This window comes from Paenibacillus sp. GD4 (assembly GCF_030846225.1).
Lineage (GTDB): Bacteria > Bacillota > Bacilli > Paenibacillales > NBRC-103111 > Paenibacillus_G > Paenibacillus_G silviterrae.
Genome location: NZ_JAVCYK010000002.1, coordinates 340,681 through 358,868, shown reverse-complemented (window position 1 = coordinate 358,868; position 18,188 = coordinate 340,681). Strand labels below are relative to the sequence as shown.

General features: G+C 51.8%; 13 protein-coding genes. 3 read left to right on the top strand and 10 right to left on the bottom strand.

What is annotated here, in order from left to right:
- Window positions 1-6: 6 nt before the first annotated feature.
- The 6 genes from RAC89_RS24850 to RAC89_RS24825 all read right to left on the bottom strand — a co-directional run bounded on the left by RAC89_RS24850 (window position 7) and on the right by RAC89_RS24825 (window position 10,180).
- Entirely contained in the window at window positions 7-1,320 is a 1,314-nt protein-coding gene (locus RAC89_RS24850; protein WP_306616430.1) for an alpha-L-fucosidase, read from the bottom strand.
- A 15-nt stretch (window positions 1,321-1,335) separates the two neighbouring features.
- The gene (locus RAC89_RS24845; protein ID WP_306616429.1) at window positions 1,336-2,922 is read right to left on the bottom strand and encodes an extracellular solute-binding protein; all 1,587 of its coding nucleotides are present in this window, start codon (window positions 2,920-2,922) and stop codon (window positions 1,336-1,338) included.
- A gap of 47 nt (window positions 2,923-2,969) precedes the next feature.
- On the bottom strand, window positions 2,970-3,869 hold the full coding sequence (locus tag RAC89_RS24840; RefSeq protein ID WP_306616428.1) for a carbohydrate ABC transporter permease: 900 nt from the start codon (window positions 3,867-3,869) through the stop codon (window positions 2,970-2,972).
- Between the two features lie 39 nt (window positions 3,870-3,908).
- Window positions 3,909-4,907, bottom strand: coding sequence for an ABC transporter permease (locus RAC89_RS24835; RefSeq protein ID WP_306616427.1), 999 nt, complete (start codon window positions 4,905-4,907; stop codon window positions 3,909-3,911).
- A gap of 612 nt (window positions 4,908-5,519) precedes the next feature.
- A complete protein-coding gene (locus tag RAC89_RS24830) occupies window positions 5,520-7,730 on the bottom strand; it encodes a helix-turn-helix domain-containing protein (protein WP_306616426.1) in 2,211 nt (736 codons plus the stop codon).
- Window positions 7,731-7,771: 41 nt separating this feature from the next.
- The gene (locus RAC89_RS24825; RefSeq protein WP_306616425.1) at window positions 7,772-10,180 is read right to left on the bottom strand and encodes a glycoside hydrolase family 31 protein; all 2,409 of its coding nucleotides are present in this window, start codon (window positions 10,178-10,180) and stop codon (window positions 7,772-7,774) included.
- A gap of 277 nt (window positions 10,181-10,457) precedes the next feature.
- Here RAC89_RS24825 and RAC89_RS24820 point away from each other — a divergent pair, with 277 nt between their 5' ends.
- Complete coding sequence (locus RAC89_RS24820) at window positions 10,458-11,393, top strand: phytanoyl-CoA dioxygenase family protein (RefSeq protein WP_306616424.1); 936 nt, start codon at window positions 10,458-10,460, stop codon at window positions 11,391-11,393.
- Window positions 11,394-11,443: 50 nt separating this feature from the next.
- Here the strand turns inward: RAC89_RS24820 and RAC89_RS24815 are convergent, their stop codons facing one another.
- From RAC89_RS24815 to RAC89_RS24800, 4 genes are read right to left on the bottom strand one after another with little or no spacing between them, the layout of a single operon-like run.
- Window positions 11,444-12,283, bottom strand: a complete 840-nt coding sequence (locus RAC89_RS24815) for a helix-turn-helix transcriptional regulator (protein WP_306616423.1) — start codon at window positions 12,281-12,283, stop codon at window positions 11,444-11,446.
- 35 nt (window positions 12,284-12,318) lie between these two features.
- The gene (locus RAC89_RS24810; protein ID WP_306616422.1) at window positions 12,319-13,137 is read right to left on the bottom strand and encodes a carbohydrate ABC transporter permease; all 819 of its coding nucleotides are present in this window, start codon (window positions 13,135-13,137) and stop codon (window positions 12,319-12,321) included.
- Window positions 13,137-14,012 carry a carbohydrate ABC transporter permease gene (locus tag RAC89_RS24805; RefSeq protein WP_306616421.1) on the bottom strand — a complete coding sequence of 292 codons (876 nt, stop codon included), beginning with the start codon at window positions 14,010-14,012 and terminating at the stop codon, window positions 13,137-13,139. Before RAC89_RS24805 ends, RAC89_RS24810 begins: the two co-directional genes overlap by 1 nt.
- Before the next feature lie 4 nt (window positions 14,013-14,016).
- Window positions 14,017-15,351, bottom strand: a complete 1,335-nt coding sequence (locus RAC89_RS24800; protein ID WP_306616420.1) for an ABC transporter substrate-binding protein — start codon at window positions 15,349-15,351, stop codon at window positions 14,017-14,019.
- A gap of 202 nt (window positions 15,352-15,553) precedes the next feature.
- Between RAC89_RS24800 and RAC89_RS24795 the strand changes: the two genes are divergently transcribed.
- A complete protein-coding gene (locus tag RAC89_RS24795; protein ID WP_306616419.1) occupies window positions 15,554-17,401 on the top strand; it encodes a sensor histidine kinase in 1,848 nt (615 codons plus the stop codon).
- Window positions 17,402-17,405: 4 nt separating this feature from the next.
- Window positions 17,406-18,161: a response regulator transcription factor gene (locus RAC89_RS24790; RefSeq protein ID WP_306616418.1), complete on the top strand. Its 756-nt coding sequence runs from the start codon at window positions 17,406-17,408 to the stop codon at window positions 18,159-18,161.
- Window positions 18,162-18,188 lie beyond the last annotated feature (27 nt).

Here is an 18,188-nt window from a genome sequence, read left to right as displayed (position 1 = left end):
TTATTTCTATTTTAGAAACAGCTCGATAACCGGTACCGTGACATTCGGTTTTTTGACGGGTATGGTTAGTGTCAGCAAGTCCGCGCTTCTTCCCTCGCGGAAGGCTCCCTCCGCCATGGAGCTTTCCCGCGCTCCGTGCGTCATCCGGATTTCGGAGGCGTCATTCAACAGCTGAGCATACTCGACCTTGTCGGCCAGCCCCTCCAAATGGATGCTCTTGAAAGGCCAGCTGTAAACGTGCAGGTACAAACGGTTGGTCTTGGGATTGTAGGTATAACGGCAATCCTGGGGACAAACGAACGTTTCCGGTGCCGAGGTGCAGCCATAGATGGACTGGCTGTGCCGCCTCATCCACTCGCCGATACCCTTCAGGCGGTCCAGCGCTCGTTCGTCCAGCTCTCCGCGTCCCGTGGGTCCTACGTTCAGGAGCAGATTGCCGCCTTTGCTCACATTGTCGATCAGCATCTTGACGAGCACCTCGACGCTCTTCCAGGTTTCTTCGTCACGGTAATAGCCCCAGGAGCCGCTGAAGGTATGGCAGGCTTCCCACACCACGGGTCTCCCGTCGATCTGCAGGGCGGATCGGGGCTGATATTGCTCCGGCGTCGTAATATCTCCAGGGACCTGCAAACGGTCGTTCAGCAAAATATGCGGCTGTAGCGACCGAATCAGCTTCACCAGCTTCTCACTTTGCCAGTCGTCCTTGCCTTTGCCCGCAAAGCCTTCCTCCGCTGGAATAGAGAAATCATAGAACATTAAGTCTATCTTGCCGTAGTCCGTCAGCAGCTCCTGTGTTTGGTGAAGCATATAATCCACATACCGCTGAAACTGACGCTGTTTATCCTGCTCCACATAGACTGCGTCATAACGCATCGGGTGCTTCACGTCGACGGTGTAGTGCGGATGATGCCAATCCAGAAGGGAGTAGTACAGCCCCACCTTCATATCCCGGCTGCGGAAAGCATCCACGAGTGGGCGCAGAAGGTCGCGCCCTGCCGGCGTATGGGTAGCCTTGTAGTCCGTATGCTTCGAATCCCAAAGGCAGAAGCCCTCATGGTGCTTGGTGGTCACAACGAAATATTTCATGCCGGCATCGCTTGCCGTCTGCGCCCAAAGCTCGGGGTCGTACAGATCCGGGTCAAAGCGCTTGAAGTATCGATCATACTGCTCATTTGACATGAACTCCCGGCCCTTCAGCCATTCATGCCTCGCTCCGAGAGCATACAATCCCCAGTGGATAAACAAGCCGAACCGGTCATGGACGAACCAGTCGGAGTTGCCCCTTAGCGGTTCCGTGCTAGCGCAAGTTTCATCGATCATGAACGGAAGCCTCCCTTATTTCCAATATTTTTTATAAATGTCTCCTACCTTCTGCAAGCCTACCTTATCCAAATCCTTCAGATAGTTGTTCCACACCTCATCCTTCGACACATCCAGCATCCCCATAACCGCTTTGGTGGCAAAAGGATACACCACATCGTTGATTGCGCTCATGGTTGCGTTGACCGTACCGGATTCTTCCTCTGTCAGCGGAGCGACCTTAGGGGTAACATAGGGCAGCTTCTCGTAGACGGCCCAGGCTTCCTTCGATTTTTGCGCAAGCTTATCGCCCTTCAGCGCTTCGGAGCTCTTGCTCAGGAACCAATCGAAGCCATATTCCGTAGCGACCCGCTTGCGGTCGAAGCCCTCCTTGTACCCTACGATTCCCTCCTTCTTCTCGTAAGTGACATTCTCGATTCCCATCATGTGAAACAGCTGGCCTTCCTCTGTCGACGACCAATCGATATACTTAAGCAGCTCCTCCAGCTTCTCAGGCTGCTTCGCCAGCTTGCTGCTGAACACAGGCCCGAAGAGGGCCACCGGGATGGCACGGAATTCGAGCCCCGGCTGAGCCCCCGCCTGCAAATGCGATCTGGAGTAATCCCAGACGACCTCAGGCTTGCTCTTCATCTTCTCGGTCAAGTCGGCTACCTGTGAGACCCATTGGAAGTCGATCAAATATTTGCCGTTCAGTCTCTTCTCCGTCCACTGCTGCTCCGACAAGGTAGCAAATTCCTTATCTATAAGCCCTTCCTTATAGAGCTTAGCCAAATAGATGAGCATATCCCGATGCTTCTGGGTAGCAGCCCCGAACACCACCTGATTGCCCGCATCCGGATCATTCCAGAAGCCCGCCCAGCCGTCTGCGCCTCCTAAGTCCTTTGGCAGACGATACGCGTTCTGGAATCCGCTCATTAGCGCCTTGATACCCGTATTGCCGGAGCCGCCGCGAACACCGATACCGGCAAAATCAGGATGAGCTGCTTTCAGCCTTTTCAAAGCTTGATAAAGCTCCTCGGTCGTCTTCGGGAATTGCGCAATCCCGGCCTTATCGAAGGCATCCTTGCGGTAAATCCAAACCATCGGATCCGATACACCGTTAATAGAGGGCAGCGTATACAGCTTGCCGTTGATACTGGAGAAGTCGACCAGCAGCCTCCATTGCTCCTCGGTAAACAGCTTCCGATAATTGGGCAGCTTGTCGATGTAATCCCCAATCGGCAGCAGATACCCTGAGGCGGCCCATTTTTTCACCGTGTTGAAGCTGTTCATGTTGGGAATGAAGTCCGGATAATCTCCTGACGCGAACATGACATTGTATTTCTCCATGCCGGCCGATAAAGGAATGGATTCGTATTTCCACTTCATGCCAAAGCGTTTCTCCACTTCCTCAATGTAAGCGTTCGGTATTTTGTTAGGTGCGTATTTGTTTTGGCTGGCCACCGTAATTTCAACGGGCTTTTTCTCCGTTCCGCTCGAGCTGCTTCCCGGAGAGCTCCCGTCCTTGCCTGCATTTTCCTGGGCTGAATTGCATCCGGCAATCATCGTCGACAGTACCGCAATCAGGCTGATGGCCGCTGTCCATGGTTTGTTACGCTGCATAGGTCCTACCCCTTTACATGAAATTGGTTGATGCGACATGCAATCCCTTAGCCCTTCAACGATCCGATCATGATGCCGCGAACGAAATATTTTTGGATAAACGGATACACCGCAAGCATGGGCACAATCGATACGACTAAGGTTGCGTATTGAACGCTTTGGGGAGTGAGATCAGACTTCAGGTCCTTTGCCAGCTCTACGTTGCCCTGCACCGCCAAAGTGTCGGCCAGTGTGTTCTGCAGCACGATTTCCCGTAAGATGAGCTGAAGCGGATAATGGTCGTAGCTGCGAAAATAGAGAAGCGCGGAAAAGTAAGAATTCCAATGGGAGACGGCGTAGAATAAGGCAATGGTTGCCACGCCTGCCTTCGATAAGGGCAGTACGATGCTCACAAGACTCTTCCATTCATTGCACCCGTCGATCCGCGCGGCCTCTTCCAGCTCCTTGGGAAAATTTTTGAAAAAGGAAATCATGATGACCAGCCACCAGGAGCTGATCAGCTGGGGAACGATGACGGACCAAATGGTATCCATCATTCCGAGTGACTTGACCAGAAGAAACATCGGGATCGTGCCGCCGCTGAAAAACATCGGCAGAATGGCCAGAGCCATGAAGAACGGCTTGAACAGCAGATCTTTCTTGGCTAGTACATAAGCGGTAACCGTAGTAATCATCACGTTCAGCAGGGTTCCGACCGCTGTAATAAGAACCGAGTTCAGAAAGGATCTCGGCACATGCACATTCTCAAACAGAATCGTAAAATATGCTTGCACATTCACGCTGACGGGCCATAGCCCTACCTTGCCTTCACTGATGGCTTTGGGGTCGCTTAAAGAAATGGATAGCACATGGAGTAAAGGGAGCAAGGTAATGAGCAGCACTAGAATCATGATCGTGTGGACAACCAAATCAAGAGCCTTCGAGCTCCACGTCGTATCTCTAACCAAATGTTTCACTCCTTTCCCTTGTGTGCAGGCAGCACCGAACTACCAGAGACTTTCCTCAGTAAATCGCCTAGCTAGATGGTTTGCTGTTACTAAGAAAAGTACGTTGATTACTGCGTTGAATAAGTCTACGGCGGCCCCGAAGCTGAAGTTCAGCTCCACCAGACCGCGACGGTACACGTACGTGGACAGCACATCTGCGGTATCGTAGGTTAGCGGCGAGTACATCAGGATGATTTTCTCAGCGCCGACCTGCAGCACGCCGGACAAATTCAAAATCAGCATGATGATCACGACGGGCTTGATCGCGGGGAGGGTGATATGCCATATTTGCTGGAGCCGGGTTGCTCCGTCGATGACCGCGGATTCGTATTGATCCGAATCCACCTTGGACAAGGCTGCAAGGTAAATCACGGCGCCCATGCCCAGCCCGGTCCAGATCCCGGAACCAATGAACAGCGTACGGAACCATTCCGGCATGGACATAAAATAAACCGGCTCAAAACCCAGCTTCTGCAGCACTACGTTGACAATGCCATCTCCCGGCGAAAGCACCATCTTCATCATTCCGACCACGGCGACAACGGAAAGAAAATAAGGGAGATAACTGATGGTCTGCACGAAGGACTTGTAGTATTTGTGTCTCAGCTCGTTCAGCAGCAGTGCAAATAAGATGGGAGCCGGGAAGCCGAACACAATGGAATAAAGGCCCAGCAGAAACGTATTCGCCATCAGCTTTTCAAAGTGAGGCCCTTGAACGAACTGCTTGAAATGATCCAAACCAAGGGTTCCCGCCCAAGGGGAGCTGACCAGCGCGGATAGGAAGCTCTGCCCCTCCTGCATCTTAAAGTTCTTGAAGGCAATCAGCACGCCGTATAGCGGGATGTAGTTAAAGATAATGAAATAAAGCACACCGGGCAGCAAAAGCAGCAGCAGTAATCTTTGTTTCTTCGCTCTAGTCAGGCAGTCGGCAAGCCAGCGGCTCATCCACCGCGGACGGGCCAGGGCGGAACGGGAACCCGTTTCATGTACCATGCTCATCTCCTGTCTCCTCCAAGCATCAAATGTGAAAGCGCTTAAACCAAACGTAAAGGATGCGAGCGCTTTCGTAAAGGAACAGTTCATTCCCCCTGCACACCATTCATCTTCACCGGCGAAACCGCAGCGCTCACGGTACCTTCGCCTTAGGCTGGGCCCCTGCAATGCCGATAAGGTACCATTCTTTAGCAGCAGCACACCTTTCTTTAACGATATGGATGCAGCATTATCTGGCCTCATCCTCTCGGGTCAACTTCATGCTTGGCGCGGCCGGTGAAAGGGCCTGTTCAGCTGCGTACAGAACATTTCATTTCTGCAAAAATACAAAATTATACCATAATATGGATAAGGGCCCGTTAGATTTCTGCGTAAATACAACATTCCATGGGCATTTTCTCGTTTTCAGCCATAATGAATTCTCAAAGATGCCTATTCACAAATCCTCTTCTGAGCTTCACTTGGGTTCGTGGATTTCTGCACTTTTGCACCTTTGCATCCCTTGTTGGACGCGTGGCGGATTTTCTCATAGACTACCTCCAACCATTCATGCTAAAAAGCCTTGGCATGCCGGTGGTAATTCCCCACTTTGGTACCAAGGCTTTCTACCTGTGTAAGCTAATGCTCAACAGCACGAATTGTTTTTCTATAGGAGGTCGGCTGGATGCCAACGACCCTTTTGAACGCCCGGCGAAACGCTTTATCGCTATTGTAGCCGACCTGAACGGCAATCTCTTGGATCGGTAGAGTCGTTTCCATCAACAGACAACATGCCTTTTCAAGTCGAAGCTGCTCTAAATAATCGGAGAAGGGGATGCCGGACTGGTCCTTGAAGAAGACAGAGGCCGCGCTTTCCGATAGCCGGAACCGGTCGGCCAGAACCGATAAACTCAAACCGGAATCGGTAAAGCCTGAGTTCAACATCCGCTTCATCTCTTCGAACAGCTCTACCCGCTCCTTCGATTGCTGCTGGTTCGCCATTCGCTTGCACATAGACCTGGCCAAGGATGCCAGATGGGAGAAGTCAAACTCCCCTTCCTCCTCCAACCGCTCCAGTGCCTCCACTTCCTCCCGGAATGGACAGGTCCCTCCCTCCGGCTGGTCGGAAAGCTTGTAAAGCGTGCCTCTGATTTCATAGAGCAGCTGCCGTTTCTTGCTGAGAGATAGTTGGCGGTACTCCACGTTCTGTACTTCAATCTGCTCGAGCACAAGATCGAGCCCATTCCTATCGCCTGTTTTCACCAGATTCATAAGCTTCAGCTCAACATCCAGCGGATAATAATAGGACGAGGAGCTGCCAGCCATCGCTTGAAACCATACCACACGATGAAGGTTCTCCAAGAGACGCCCTTCCACTGCCTGCTCCGCCTCCTGATATGATTTGCACAGCAGCAGGGGATCATCGCAGATGGATCCGACCCCTATTGCCGTCGTCAGCTGAAGCTCGTTCCTGAGGTGCTCCTGCCATTTCGACAGCCTGCAACTGATGTCCTTGGCGGCTTCGGTTACTCCAAGCCGTTCCTCCACCGGGATCACAAGGACCAGCTTGCCCCGCTTTATTTCATGGAGATGGCCCTCCTGCTCCGGACAGCAGGTAAGAAGCTTGGATCTGTCGTATCGAGCGCCATCGAAAGCATATGTGTCCACTTCCCCCCGCTCATTCGTGGCATGAATCCTGATGACGGCAGCTGTATATCGCGTTTGCTGGTCGTTCAGCTGCGCTTGGGCCGCGTGCGCCTCCCATTCCTCGAAGGAATGGAACTCTCCCCTCAGCCATCTTTCAATGAAGGATCTCCTCAAGAAGGGCAGCTGCAGCTTCATGATGCCGTCGAGCTCCTTCACCGATATCAGAAGCTCTTGCAGAGGCTTGTTGTTTGTATAAGATAAGTACAGTGCGACAAGGCCCCCGATGAGGAGGGCGAGCAGAACGAGAGTCCAGGTAATCCTTTTGATATAGCCGGCTTTCTCCATCACCAGCTCAGAGGGAAACGCCGCGACATAGGTCCATCCGTTCTGTGCGGAGGTGGAATAGGTGACCAGCATGCTTTGCTCATGGATGGTTTGGAAGGTGTATCCGTTAGCGGACTCTTTCGGCAGGGTAAGCAGCTCCCAAGGTCCGCCTTCCCCATGCAAGGAGGAAATGATTGTCCCCGCGGAGTCTTGAATATAAGCAAAGCCATGATCGCCGATCACGAGTCGTTCCAGCATATTGGTAATATGACGCTGGTTCAAGTAGACGACGATAGCGCCTTCCTTCTTGCTTGAATAGCCAGCTGGCAGGGGGTTCACATAAACCAGCCCGCTGCGGCTCTGCCCGTACACCGTCAATTCCTCGATGCTGATATACCGGCTCTCCCGGTTCGACCCGCCCAGCATATCTCGCAGCCATCCCCCATACGGCGAATTATTGAAGCGCAACGGCATCTCTGACACGCTGCTGACGGTTTCCGGAGAAACAACATAGCGGCTCTGGTCAAAATAAATGTGCACATCGGTTATCAGCTTATTGAACACCGTCTTCCTCAAGCCGGTTCGCAGCTGAGCCAGCTCGTATATCGATTCCGCGGTTAAAGGCGATTTGGCAGTCTCCATCAGCAGCTGTGTCTGACTGTCGATCGATAATCGCGAGACCAAATCTTGCGTTTCTTCAAACAGCCGGTCCATCGTGTCCTTGCTTTGCTCGAGGACGGAGAGGTTCAGCTGCGCCGCATCGTTTCTGACGACGTCTACCGTCCGGTTATACGCATACACTCCAACAAGAATGGGAATTAGCAGGATCACCAGATAGGACAGCAAAAAGCGGTAAAACATCGTCTGATGCCGACTCACAGCCTTCCTCCCCTCCTTTTCGCGGCCAAGCTCCGTCAAAGCTACAGCTGAATTCGCACCGTCTTTCCTTCATAGATAATCGGTTGGCCGACTGGATCCGCCGTAAGCTTAACGAAGCCCTGCCCTTCCGTTACCTTATGAACGAGAAACGTTTTCTTGGGATTCATTCCTGCATACGAGCCTACCCGGTCCTCAATCGTCAATATTGAGGCTTCATCATCCCAGCGAATCGTTGTGGCGGCGTACTGACCTTGCTCATACCGATAGCTATCTCCCTCATCTTCATAGATGGTGAAGCTTCCGCTTTCCCCCGAATAAACGAGCAGCTGCCAAGGTGCATCCTGCAGCTCCATACTGTGCTTAACGTCCGGTCCTACCGGTACAATCGAGCCGGCGCGCACGAACAGAGGCATGGTATCCAGACCTGCGTCGGCGTTAACCCATTGCCCGCCTGCGTGCTGTTCCCCGCTCCAGAAATCATACCACTTCGTTCCTCGCGGCAAATAAACGGACCGGCAGAAGCGCTGAGCTTCGCCCACAGGCTCCAGCACCGGATTGACCAGGAGCGCCGGTCCGAGCATATATTGATCCGATATATCGTACGTGTTCTCATCCGCGCGGAAATCAAAGGCAAGCGGACGCATCATCGTATCGTGCCGGAGCGTCACCATACCGGCAAGGGAGTAAATGTAGGGAAGCAGTCGATAGCGCAGCTTGATAAATGTAACGAGCGTATCATAGATTACGGAACCGGGTTCCCCGAAGCGCCATACCTCCCTCGGCGTATCTGTCCCATGTGAGCGGAACATAGGCAGGAAGGCGCCGTACTGAAACCATCGCAGATAAAGCTCCCGGTAAGCCGGGTCGTCGCAGCCTCGGTCATAATCACCGTCCCAGAACCATTGCTCCTTCTTGGCAACGAAGAATGCGCCGATATCCGAGGTCCAGTAAGGTACGCCGGCGGCACAGAAATTCAGGCCCGCGGGAACCTGCTTGCGCAGCGTCTCCCACTTGGCGCACGTATCGCCGGACCAGGTGATGGCGCTGTAGCGCTGCTGACCCGAGTAAGCGGAGCGGGTCAGATTCACGACGCGTTTCTCCAGCGTGACCTCCCGCTGTCCTTCATAAATCCCCTTGGAGTGCATCAGGGAATAAGCATTGATGTATTCCGGATCCAAATACTTCTTGGACCGGCCGGTATTGATGGCCAGCCGCTGCTCCGGCTCCGGCTTGACCTCGCCCTTCCAATCGGCCTCGAAGGGCTCCGTACAGTCGCACCACCATGCATCGATCCCATGCGAGAACAACCCTTCGTAAGCCTGCTTCCAGTAGAGCTGACGTGCCTTCTCACTAAAGGCGTCATAGGTCGCTTGGTTACCGAGCAGCGTGTTATGCTCTTTCATCTCCCGGTGGTTCGGACCGTCGTTGTTCATGATCGGCCAGATGGATACCATCAGCTTCGCATCCATCGAATGAAGGGTTCTCATCATTTCCGCCGGGTCAGGAAAACGTTCGGGATCAAAGGACTTCTGTCCCCATAGATTGCCCGTCCAGGACATCCAGTCCAAAATGATCATGTCTATAGGAATTTGTCGCTCCCGATATTCCTTAACGACGTTAATCAATTCGTCCTGCGACTTGTAGCGCTCCTTCGACTGCGCGTAGCCGAACGCCCATCTCGGGAGCATGGGTGCACGGCCTGTGAGCGTTCGGAAGCCTGAGACTACCTCTCCCATTTCCGGTCCATAGATGAAGTAATAGTCAAGCTCGTCATCCGTATCGGTCCATAAATAAGAGCCGTGAGCATCGTCATGAAAAGTCATCAGTCCATAGCTGTCCATGAGGATCCCGTACCCTTTTGTCGAAACCAGCATAGGCACGACGGCTTTCATATTTTGCTGATACAAGTATTGGCTTGTTCCCCTCAAATTCATGATACCTTCCTCGTGCGAGCCGAGCCCGTACAGCGCCTCTCCCTCCGCCCACTCGAACTCGAGCTTGGTGTGGTAGGCTTTGCGTACGATCGCGTCCTTGGCTTCCGCCTGGACACGTACCCCATCGGCCGACATGCTGGTGGTTACCGACGAGGTATCGTCATAGACGTAACGGACCGCCTCCGTCGCTACGAGGGATTTGCCGCCCCGGTCAGGCTCTTTGGCGAGCAGGCGCCCGTTCCGATCCCGGTACCGAAACGCTCCCGTTGCTTTCAGAATGCTAAGCTGAAGCCTTGTGGTAGTCAGCTCGATCGTCCCTTCAGACTCCGTCAGGCTCCACTCAGCACCCTGATACGCCTCAGGCACCACGGCCAAGCTCTCCTTGGTACTGAATTCCTCCTCATGCGTATAGACGATATGCAAAATGGAGGGACTGTAAGTCTCAATTTGGATCCGTCCCTTCGTCGTTTCGAGGATCAAGCCTCGTTCACCGCGTTCATACCCAATGATTTTCATAATGAACAGACTCCTTCCCCCTAAGTTGAAATCACACGTTTCGAGGACTGCGGCATCCTCTAATCCATCGATGTGATAAGTATAACGAATCCATAACCGGCAAACTTGTCTGGACCGATGTCCGTTTTTGTGATTTTGTTCAAAGCCGTCCGAAACGTCTGACGCTGAACAAAATTGCAAATGCATCCCTTAAGTTAGAAAGGTATCCCCACGTTCCGTATGCTACGATAACCTTGAGCTTGACAATGAACCTTTTGCGAAGGAGTGGAGTGAAAGAATGCTCACACAAGAACAGATTGAAGATTTCCATAAGAACGGCTATTTGATCATGAGAGGTTTATTCAAAGGCAGGGAGCTGGAGCTGCTGCAAAAAGCGGCGGACGCCGTGCAGGCGGAAGGCGTGGCCCGAACAGGCTCGGATCACCGCTACTATACGAGAGACGGCAGCCAAACCTACTGGCGGTCTGAGAAAATGTGGCAGCGGGACGACATCTTCCTCGCCGTCACGGTAAAGCAGGAGCTGCTCGAAAATATCGGGCAAATCATCGGCCATTCCTTCTATCCTTGGAACGATTCCCTCGTCGTAAAGCTTGCCAATTCCGGCGCCCCGGTCCACTGGCATCAGGATCCTCCCTACGGGGCGCGAAGCCGTTCGACGACGTTCGGCATTCCGAACTTTACGACGGATATTTATTTGGACCATTCGGGTCCGGATAACGGCTGCGTCTGGGCGATCCACGGACGGCATCTGGTCGGGCACGTCGATCTGAAGCAGGTGTCCGAGGAGGATCTCTACAACCGCTGCGGTGCGGTTCCGCTGGAGATGGAAGCTGGCGATGTCCTGTTTCATTGTCTCTCCACCCCGCACGGCTCTGCCTTCAATCCTTCCGACCGGCAGCGGCGCATCTTCTATATTCATTACTTGAATGAAGAAGTGTATCAGGACAGCTATGCCCCCGAAGCCTGGGCGAAGGAGCTTCCAGGCTGGAGCGAGGACCGTTATCGGCTGCTCCGAACGATGCTGGATAAGAGGGTTGAGCTTGGCTTCGATGCAACGAATCTGAACGGCCCTCTCCGTCTGGATGAGAATGGCTTTTCCTTTGCCGGCACCCCCGTCACGCCGCCGAGATATTGGGATCAGCTTCAGGCTCAGTACTCCGAGGCGGAAAGAGAGCACTTGAAGGTGGTTCGTACGCTCAACGCCGCCCGATAAACGGCGGGCTGTCCCGTATCCGCCATACGCAGACTTCGGGACAGCCCTCACTATATTGCCTTCTTCGTCCGGTTGCGGTATTCCCTAGGAGAAAGATTGCGGTACTGTTTGAAATGCTTATTGAAATAATGAATGGAATGATACCCGCATTCGAAGGCAATGTCGGTAATCGATTTGTCCGTCGTTTTGAGCAAATACATGGCGATCTGCATTCGCAGCCGGTGAATAAACTGATTCGGGGTGACGCCTACCGCCTGCTTGAAGCCGGTGTAAAAATTCGTTTTCCCCTTGCCGTAAATCTCGATTAGCTCCCGAATATCAATATCCTCCGTAATGTGCCTCAGAATGTAAGCCACCGTCGCCACCACGCCCGTCTCTATCTCCGCTTGCTCCTTTTCCGACAAGCAGTCTAAGGAATACCGGTAAATATGGACCAAAATATCGATAAAATGCATCATTTGCTTCGATTCCCAGCCGTGAAGCCGCTTCTCCTGCTCCTCGAAGGCCGCGCGCGCCGCCGCTTGAATGCTCTGTGCGTAGAAGGACGCCGCAGGAATGTGCGGCGCCGAGGCGGCGGTGTAGAACGGATACAGCAGTCGGTACCCGTAGGGAATCATCCTCACAATGGAGGGAGAGAACAGCACCATAATCCACTTGATCGGCTTATCGGCGTCCACGGTCAAATTGTAATGCGGCTCATACGGGCGAAAGATGAATACGTCCCCGGGCTCGCCGGCATACGATTCGTTCAAAAGCCTGAATTCCGCCCGATTCTCAAGGAGCACATTGATTTCGAGCAAATCGTGCATGTGGAGCTCATGCTCCACATCGCTGTCGATCCTGCGCTCGAAGATCAGCTCCTTTTCCATGCGAAGATCGTGAAAAAACATATTCAATCCCTCCTATTCCGCGGAATCCCCACAACCTAGCCTTTGACTGCACCCGAGGTCATCCCTGCAATGATGTAGCGCTGTCCCATAAGATAAATCAGGATAACCGGCAGCGTCGTCAGCACAATATCCGCCGATACGAGATTCCAGTTCACCTGGTACCTGCCGAAAAAATTGTAAACCGCCAGCGTCATTGGCCATTTGTCCGAGCTGTTTAAATAGTAGAGAGAATGCACAAAGTCATTCCATGCTCCCATGAAATTCAAAATGCCTACCGTGACAACCACAGGCTTGAGCAGTGGAAGCACGATGAGGAAGAACAGCTTGAACGGCGGACAGCCGTCCATGATCCCGGCTTCGTCAAGCTCTCTTGGCACAGTGCCGATAAAGCCGTAGATCAGGAATACGGTGAACGGAATCGAATGAACCGCAAGCAAAATAATAATGCCGAGCTGCGTATTATTTAAGTGCGTAAACTGCATGACCTTAGTAAGCGTCACGAAATTGACCGGCATGGCGATCCCCAAAATAATGAAGAAGTAAAAGAAACGGTGAAGCTTTGTCGCGTTTCGGGCAAAGATGTAGGCGGCAACAGCCGACAGGGCGATGCCGAGTACCGTAGAGGCCCCGGAATACAATAAGCTGTTGAAGAAGGACTGGAGCAGCTTCCCCTGCTCTATGACGACAGCATAATTGCTCCAGTGAAGCCGATCCGGCAAATCCATCCCCATGGAGCCCGCTTGCACCTGATCCTTGAGGGAGTTGATCACGATCAACAGCAGCGGAACGAACATCAACAAGCTCAGCAGCCAGGCGAGACCGTTACGAAGCAAAGCTTGAATAGACTTTCCCATCAATGCTCATGCTCCCCCTCTCTAGCCATCAAGCGGATTACGAAATACCCGATAAGGGTCATGAACAAAAATAACACCGAGGAAAGGGCCGTGCCGACACCGTATCTTCCCATGGAAAATTCCTTGAAAATGACCGTATACAGCACATCCGTTGCATAGCCGGGTCCCCCGTTGGTAAGCACATACACCGCCTCGAATACCTTCAGGCCGTGGAGCAGGTTCAGCACCGTGGTGACCGTCAAGGCCGGCATCAGCAGCGGAAGCGTAATCGATTTCAGCCGCTGCCACGCATTTGCCCCGTCGATCTCCGCCGCTTCATAATAAGACCTTGAGATCGATTGAATGCCGGCAAGCAGAATGATCATAATATAACCGACGCCCTTCCAGGTATCGACTGCAATAATCGATTTGAACGCCCACTGCACATCCACCAGCCATTTCTGAGTCCATGCCGCCAAGCCGAGGAAACGTAACGTTTCATTCAACAGACCGGTTTCCGGATTCAGGATGGACTTGAAGATCAGTCCCACCACCAGCATCGGCACAATGGAGGGCATAAAGATCATGACGCGGTGGAAGCCCTTCATACGGATGCCTTGATTCAAAGCCAGGGCAAGCAGTAGTCCCAGCACCGTTTTCAATATAACGGTCGATATGGTGAAATTCAGAGTGTTCCAAGCGTAGCTTACATAATTCTCGTCGGTGGAAAACAAAATTTTGAAATTGTCCCATCCGATAAAGTTGATTTCGTCGGAGAAGCTGTTCCAATCCGTGAACGAGTAATAGAAGCCCATCAAGCCGGGCAGGACGAAAAATACGGCATACATCCCCAGCGTCCCCCACGTAAAGTAGGACGGATACATTTGATTTCTCATAGGCTTACTTTACCCAGCCCGGATCCTTGGCCACTCCGGCCATGTTCGCTCTGCGTTTATCAATATTTTTCAAAATATCCGCCGGCTGCATCGTATTGCTGAACATGGCGGTCATATCCTTGCCTATATCCATCCACTGCGGATTCACGTAGTTGACGTAGTCCTGGATATCCGTTCCCCTCTTCGGATACGCCGCGAACAGCTTTTTCTGCTCAGCCGTATATTTATCCTTCAATCCGGAGAAGTTCAGGTTCGAAATCGTCGGATCGTTATCGATCATGAATTGAAGATTTTCCGGCTTGGCGAGATACGCCAAATATCGCTTCGCTTCTTCAATATGCTTGGACCCGGAATATATAAATTTGCTTGGGCCACCTGGATTGATGTAATAGAATTGGTTGTCTGCGAGCGGAATGACGAAGAAGCCGAAGTCCTCCTCTTTAAGCTCAGGATTCGCTTTGACGATGTCCTTCACGACGCTCTGAGCCGCAAGAGACATGGCAAACTTGCCGCTCGCCAGCTTCGCTGCCGTATTGGAGCCGGTATCCGAGAGCGCATTATCCCCGAAAAATCCGAGCTGGTACATCTCTCTCAGCTGATTTAACGCGAGCAGCATCGTCGGATCGTCTGCGAACTTCTTTTTGTTGTCGTTCAGATCGTTATATAGATTCGGAGTCACTTCATCGTATCTCGGACCCGGCTCGGCAAACCACAGCACATGATGCCAGCCGTCGGCTACCGGCTCATAGATCGGTGTCACACCGGATTCCTTGATCTTTAAGCTCGCTTGCTTAAGCTCCTCGTAAGTCTTCGGAACGGAAAGCCCCAGCTTTTCGAATATTTTTTTATTATAGGCAATGACGAAGCTGTTTCCCGTATCCCATATGGTCTGTGCATACACCTTTCCGTTCAGTGTCAGTTGATCGACGGAAAGCGGATCTTCGCGCTTCACCCACTCCTGGTCGCTGAGATCGACGGCATTTTTCTCCACGTTGTAATTCAGCTTGATCTCACTCTTCCCGCTTTGCCCTCCGAACAGGTCCGGACCTTCCTTGGAATTGAGCTTCGTCTTCAATACATTAAAATACTGATCGGCGGGAACGATCTGATAATCGATCCTAATTCCCGTCTCCTGCTCGAACTTTTTGGCGAGCTGCATTTCCGCATCCTTAATCCAGCCTTGGCTCGCGATATAGGTCAACGTGACCTGCTTCCTGGCCTGCTCCGCCGTTGGGTTAGGCGCAGTGCCTGCTGCCGGAGTCGACCCTCCGCTGCACGCGGTCATCACTGAACCGGACAACAGCAAAACCGAAGACATCCAAACCGATCGTTTCATCATGAACGCACCCCTTGGATAAGTTTCATTCGTGAATCCGCTTACAAAAGTAATTATAAATCGGTGTCCATAGCGATGCCATGGAGAAATGAGATTCGTTTTTTGTGTTTTTTTTACCGAATCTGCTTCCGAAAACCTTTGACAAATGGTTCGCTTCGTATGAAAATGAAACCAGCTATTCCATATTCCCCCTTGAGGAGGCATTATGCGAGAGCGTTTCGGCACCATTCGTATGATCCTGTTTTCCACCTATTCTTTGATCATTGTGGTTGTTTTTGCCGTGCTGGTCATATGCTTCTCCGTCTGGGCTTCCGAGCTGCTGAAGAAGAATGCATTGGATTCGCTGGAAAGCACGGGACGCTCCATCCAAGAGCAGCTCGATTCGGAAATTCAGAAGATGAACAGTATATCGCTTAATGTCATGTACTCCAACTTGGTGAAAAATCGGTTTCAGCGCTACTTGGCCTACTCGGAAGGCAAAAAGGACGATGGAGATGGGAGCGTTTACAGTCCTATCGGTGCTTTGGAGAACGCCAAGGAATTGACGGAAATTCTTACCGCCGTAATCGGGCCGACCCGGCCTGTGGAACAAATTTATTTATATGATTTCGAAAGTAAAGTATACGGCAGCGGATTCGATAACACCGAGCGAACCTACCGTCCGTCGGAACAGCAGTGGTTTCAACGTGTTGTCGAGCAGCAGGGCGCGAAATACATCAGCTCTCCCGTGCCGGATGAAGCCATGTCCAAATTCAGCTCCTCTCATGAGAAGCAATACTCCCTCTCCCTTTATCGGTTGTTCTATGACAGCTTTCACGCTCCGATGGGGATCATTGAGGTGAAGCAATATTTCAGCCGAGTTTTCAAGAGCGTCACGGACTTTGCTTTACAGAACCCCTATGAGGCACAGATTCTGATTTATAACGATGAAGGTCAAATGCTTTATCCGCTTCAAGCTGATCCCTCACATTATGAAGCCTATATCCAGCCTGACGGGACGACGTTGAAACAAGCCGCCTTCCTGCATCCGAACACACGTAAAAAAGAGCTGGTTTCTGCTCACTACTCGGAATTTACGGGATGGAGTACGGTCATCATTGTATCCGAGGAGCAGCTGTTTGCTCCGTTAATTCAATTTACCAAGCAGACCTTGCTGATCGCTTTCTTGATCATGCTGTTTGCTATCATCTTGTCGTACTTTGCCGCCAAACGAATCACTCGGCCCATTCTGAAGATTCACCGCACCATACAGAATATGCGGCTTGAGGATCTGACCGAGGATCACGGTGCTTATCGCGTACTGAACAGCGGACTCAGCGAGCTTGACCAGCTGCATTGGTCATTTGTGAAGATGAGTGCCCGCTTGAAGGAGTCAATGGATGAGCTGCTGCTCTCCCAATCGCAGGAGCTGCAATCGAAGCTTATCGCGCTCCAGTCCCAGATGAATCCGCATTTTCTGTACAATACACTGGCTACGATCCATGTCATGGCCGAAGAACAAATGAATGACCAAATCATCGCTATGTCCGAGAATATGTCCGGGTTTCTTCGCTATATTTCGTCAGATGTGTCTCTGGTTGCTATGGAAGAAGAGATACTTTATACCATTAAATTTTTGGATGTAAATCAGCTTCGGTTCGGCTCCAAGCTGCAGTACACGTTCGCGATAGACCAAAGGCTGCTGCCGCTCCGTATTCCGAAGCTGGTTATTCAGCCTCTCGTCGAGAACGCCCTGAAATATGCTACGATGAAGGAACCACCGTGGAGGATTGACATTACCGGTACGGCTGCCGACGGGAGATGGATCGTCGAGGTATCCGACAACGGTCCCGGCTTTACTGAAGCCCGTATTGGGCAGCTTCATGCCAAAATTCAAGAATATGAAGAAACCGGCGTTTTTCCCATTCTCAAGCTGGAGGGTATGGGCCTGCTTAATCTTTACATTCGGCTTAAGCTGACTTACGGAAGGAATATGACCTTCCACATTAGGACTTTGCCGCAAGGCGGCGCTTCGATCCAGATTGGCGGGAGCATAGCTCAGAACGGAGGGTAAGCCTGTGGAGAAGTCTTTGCAAATCACAGTCCTTGTAGCGGAGGATGAAGATTTGATTCGTCAAAGCCTGAAGAAGAAAATTGAATCTTTGGATGGCTTCCTGGTGGTCGGTGAGGCACAGAACGGCAGGGAGGCTTACCGGCTGGTGCAGGAGCGTCAGCCTGATTTGATTTTTACCGACATACGGATGCCTGTCATGGACGGCATGGAGCTGGTGAAGGCGCTCCATCTCTATTTCCCGCGGATCCGGAAGGTCATCACAAGCGGCTATGCGGATTTTGAATATGCACGCCAGGCCCTCTCATACCATGTCGATGAGTATTTGCTTAAGCCCATCAATACGGCAGAGCTGCAGCGTACGCTTCACCGGCTCTTTACCGTGATTGAGAACGAAAATTCCGCCGTAAGGGAAAGCAGGAAAGACCTGCTTCCGGCCGTGACGAATCCGAAGGAAATCGTGGAGCTCGTCCAGAGCTTCCTTAGGGAAAACTTCCATAAGGAGATAAGTCTGGAGCAAATCGCACGCAGCTTTAACTTTAACGCTTCTTATTTAAGTAAAATCTTCATCAAATATACGGAAGAACCGCCCTCCAAATACTTAATGAGATTAAGAATTAATGAGGCTAAATATCTTCTTGTCCATCACCGGGATTTAGCCATCAAGGAGGTCGGAGAACGGGTCGGTTATCCAGACCCTTATTATTTCAGCCGCATTTTTAAACAAATGACCGGCTGCACACCTAAGGAGTTTCAGAAGTAATCTCCCGCTCTCCTCCTTTTTCGTCAT

Coding starts and splice junctions, on each gene's coding strand:
- RAC89_RS24850 (WP_306616430.1), bottom strand. CDS start 1,320: ATGATCGATGAAACTTGCGCTAGCACGGAACCGCTAAGGGGCAACTCC.
- RAC89_RS24845 (WP_306616429.1), bottom strand. CDS start 2,922: ATGCAGCGTAACAAACCATGGACAGCGGCCATCAGCCTGATTGCGGTA.
- RAC89_RS24835 (WP_306616427.1), bottom strand. CDS start 4,907: ATGAGCATGGTACATGAAACGGGTTCCCGTTCCGCCCTGGCCCGTCCG.
- RAC89_RS24825 (WP_306616425.1), bottom strand. CDS start 10,180: ATGAAAATCATTGGGTATGAACGCGGTGAACGAGGCTTGATCCTCGAA.
- RAC89_RS24820 (WP_306616424.1), top strand. CDS start 10,458: ATGCTCACACAAGAACAGATTGAAGATTTCCATAAGAACGGCTATTTG.
- RAC89_RS24815 (WP_306616423.1), bottom strand. CDS start 12,283: ATGTTTTTTCACGATCTTCGCATGGAAAAGGAGCTGATCTTCGAGCGC.
- RAC89_RS24810 (WP_306616422.1), bottom strand. CDS start 13,137: ATGGGAAAGTCTATTCAAGCTTTGCTTCGTAACGGTCTCGCCTGGCTG.
- RAC89_RS24805 (WP_306616421.1), bottom strand. CDS start 14,012: ATGAGAAATCAAATGTATCCGTCCTACTTTACGTGGGGGACGCTGGGG.
- RAC89_RS24800 (WP_306616420.1), bottom strand. CDS start 15,351: ATGATGAAACGATCGGTTTGGATGTCTTCGGTTTTGCTGTTGTCCGGT.
- RAC89_RS24795 (WP_306616419.1), top strand. CDS start 15,554: ATGCGAGAGCGTTTCGGCACCATTCGTATGATCCTGTTTTCCACCTAT.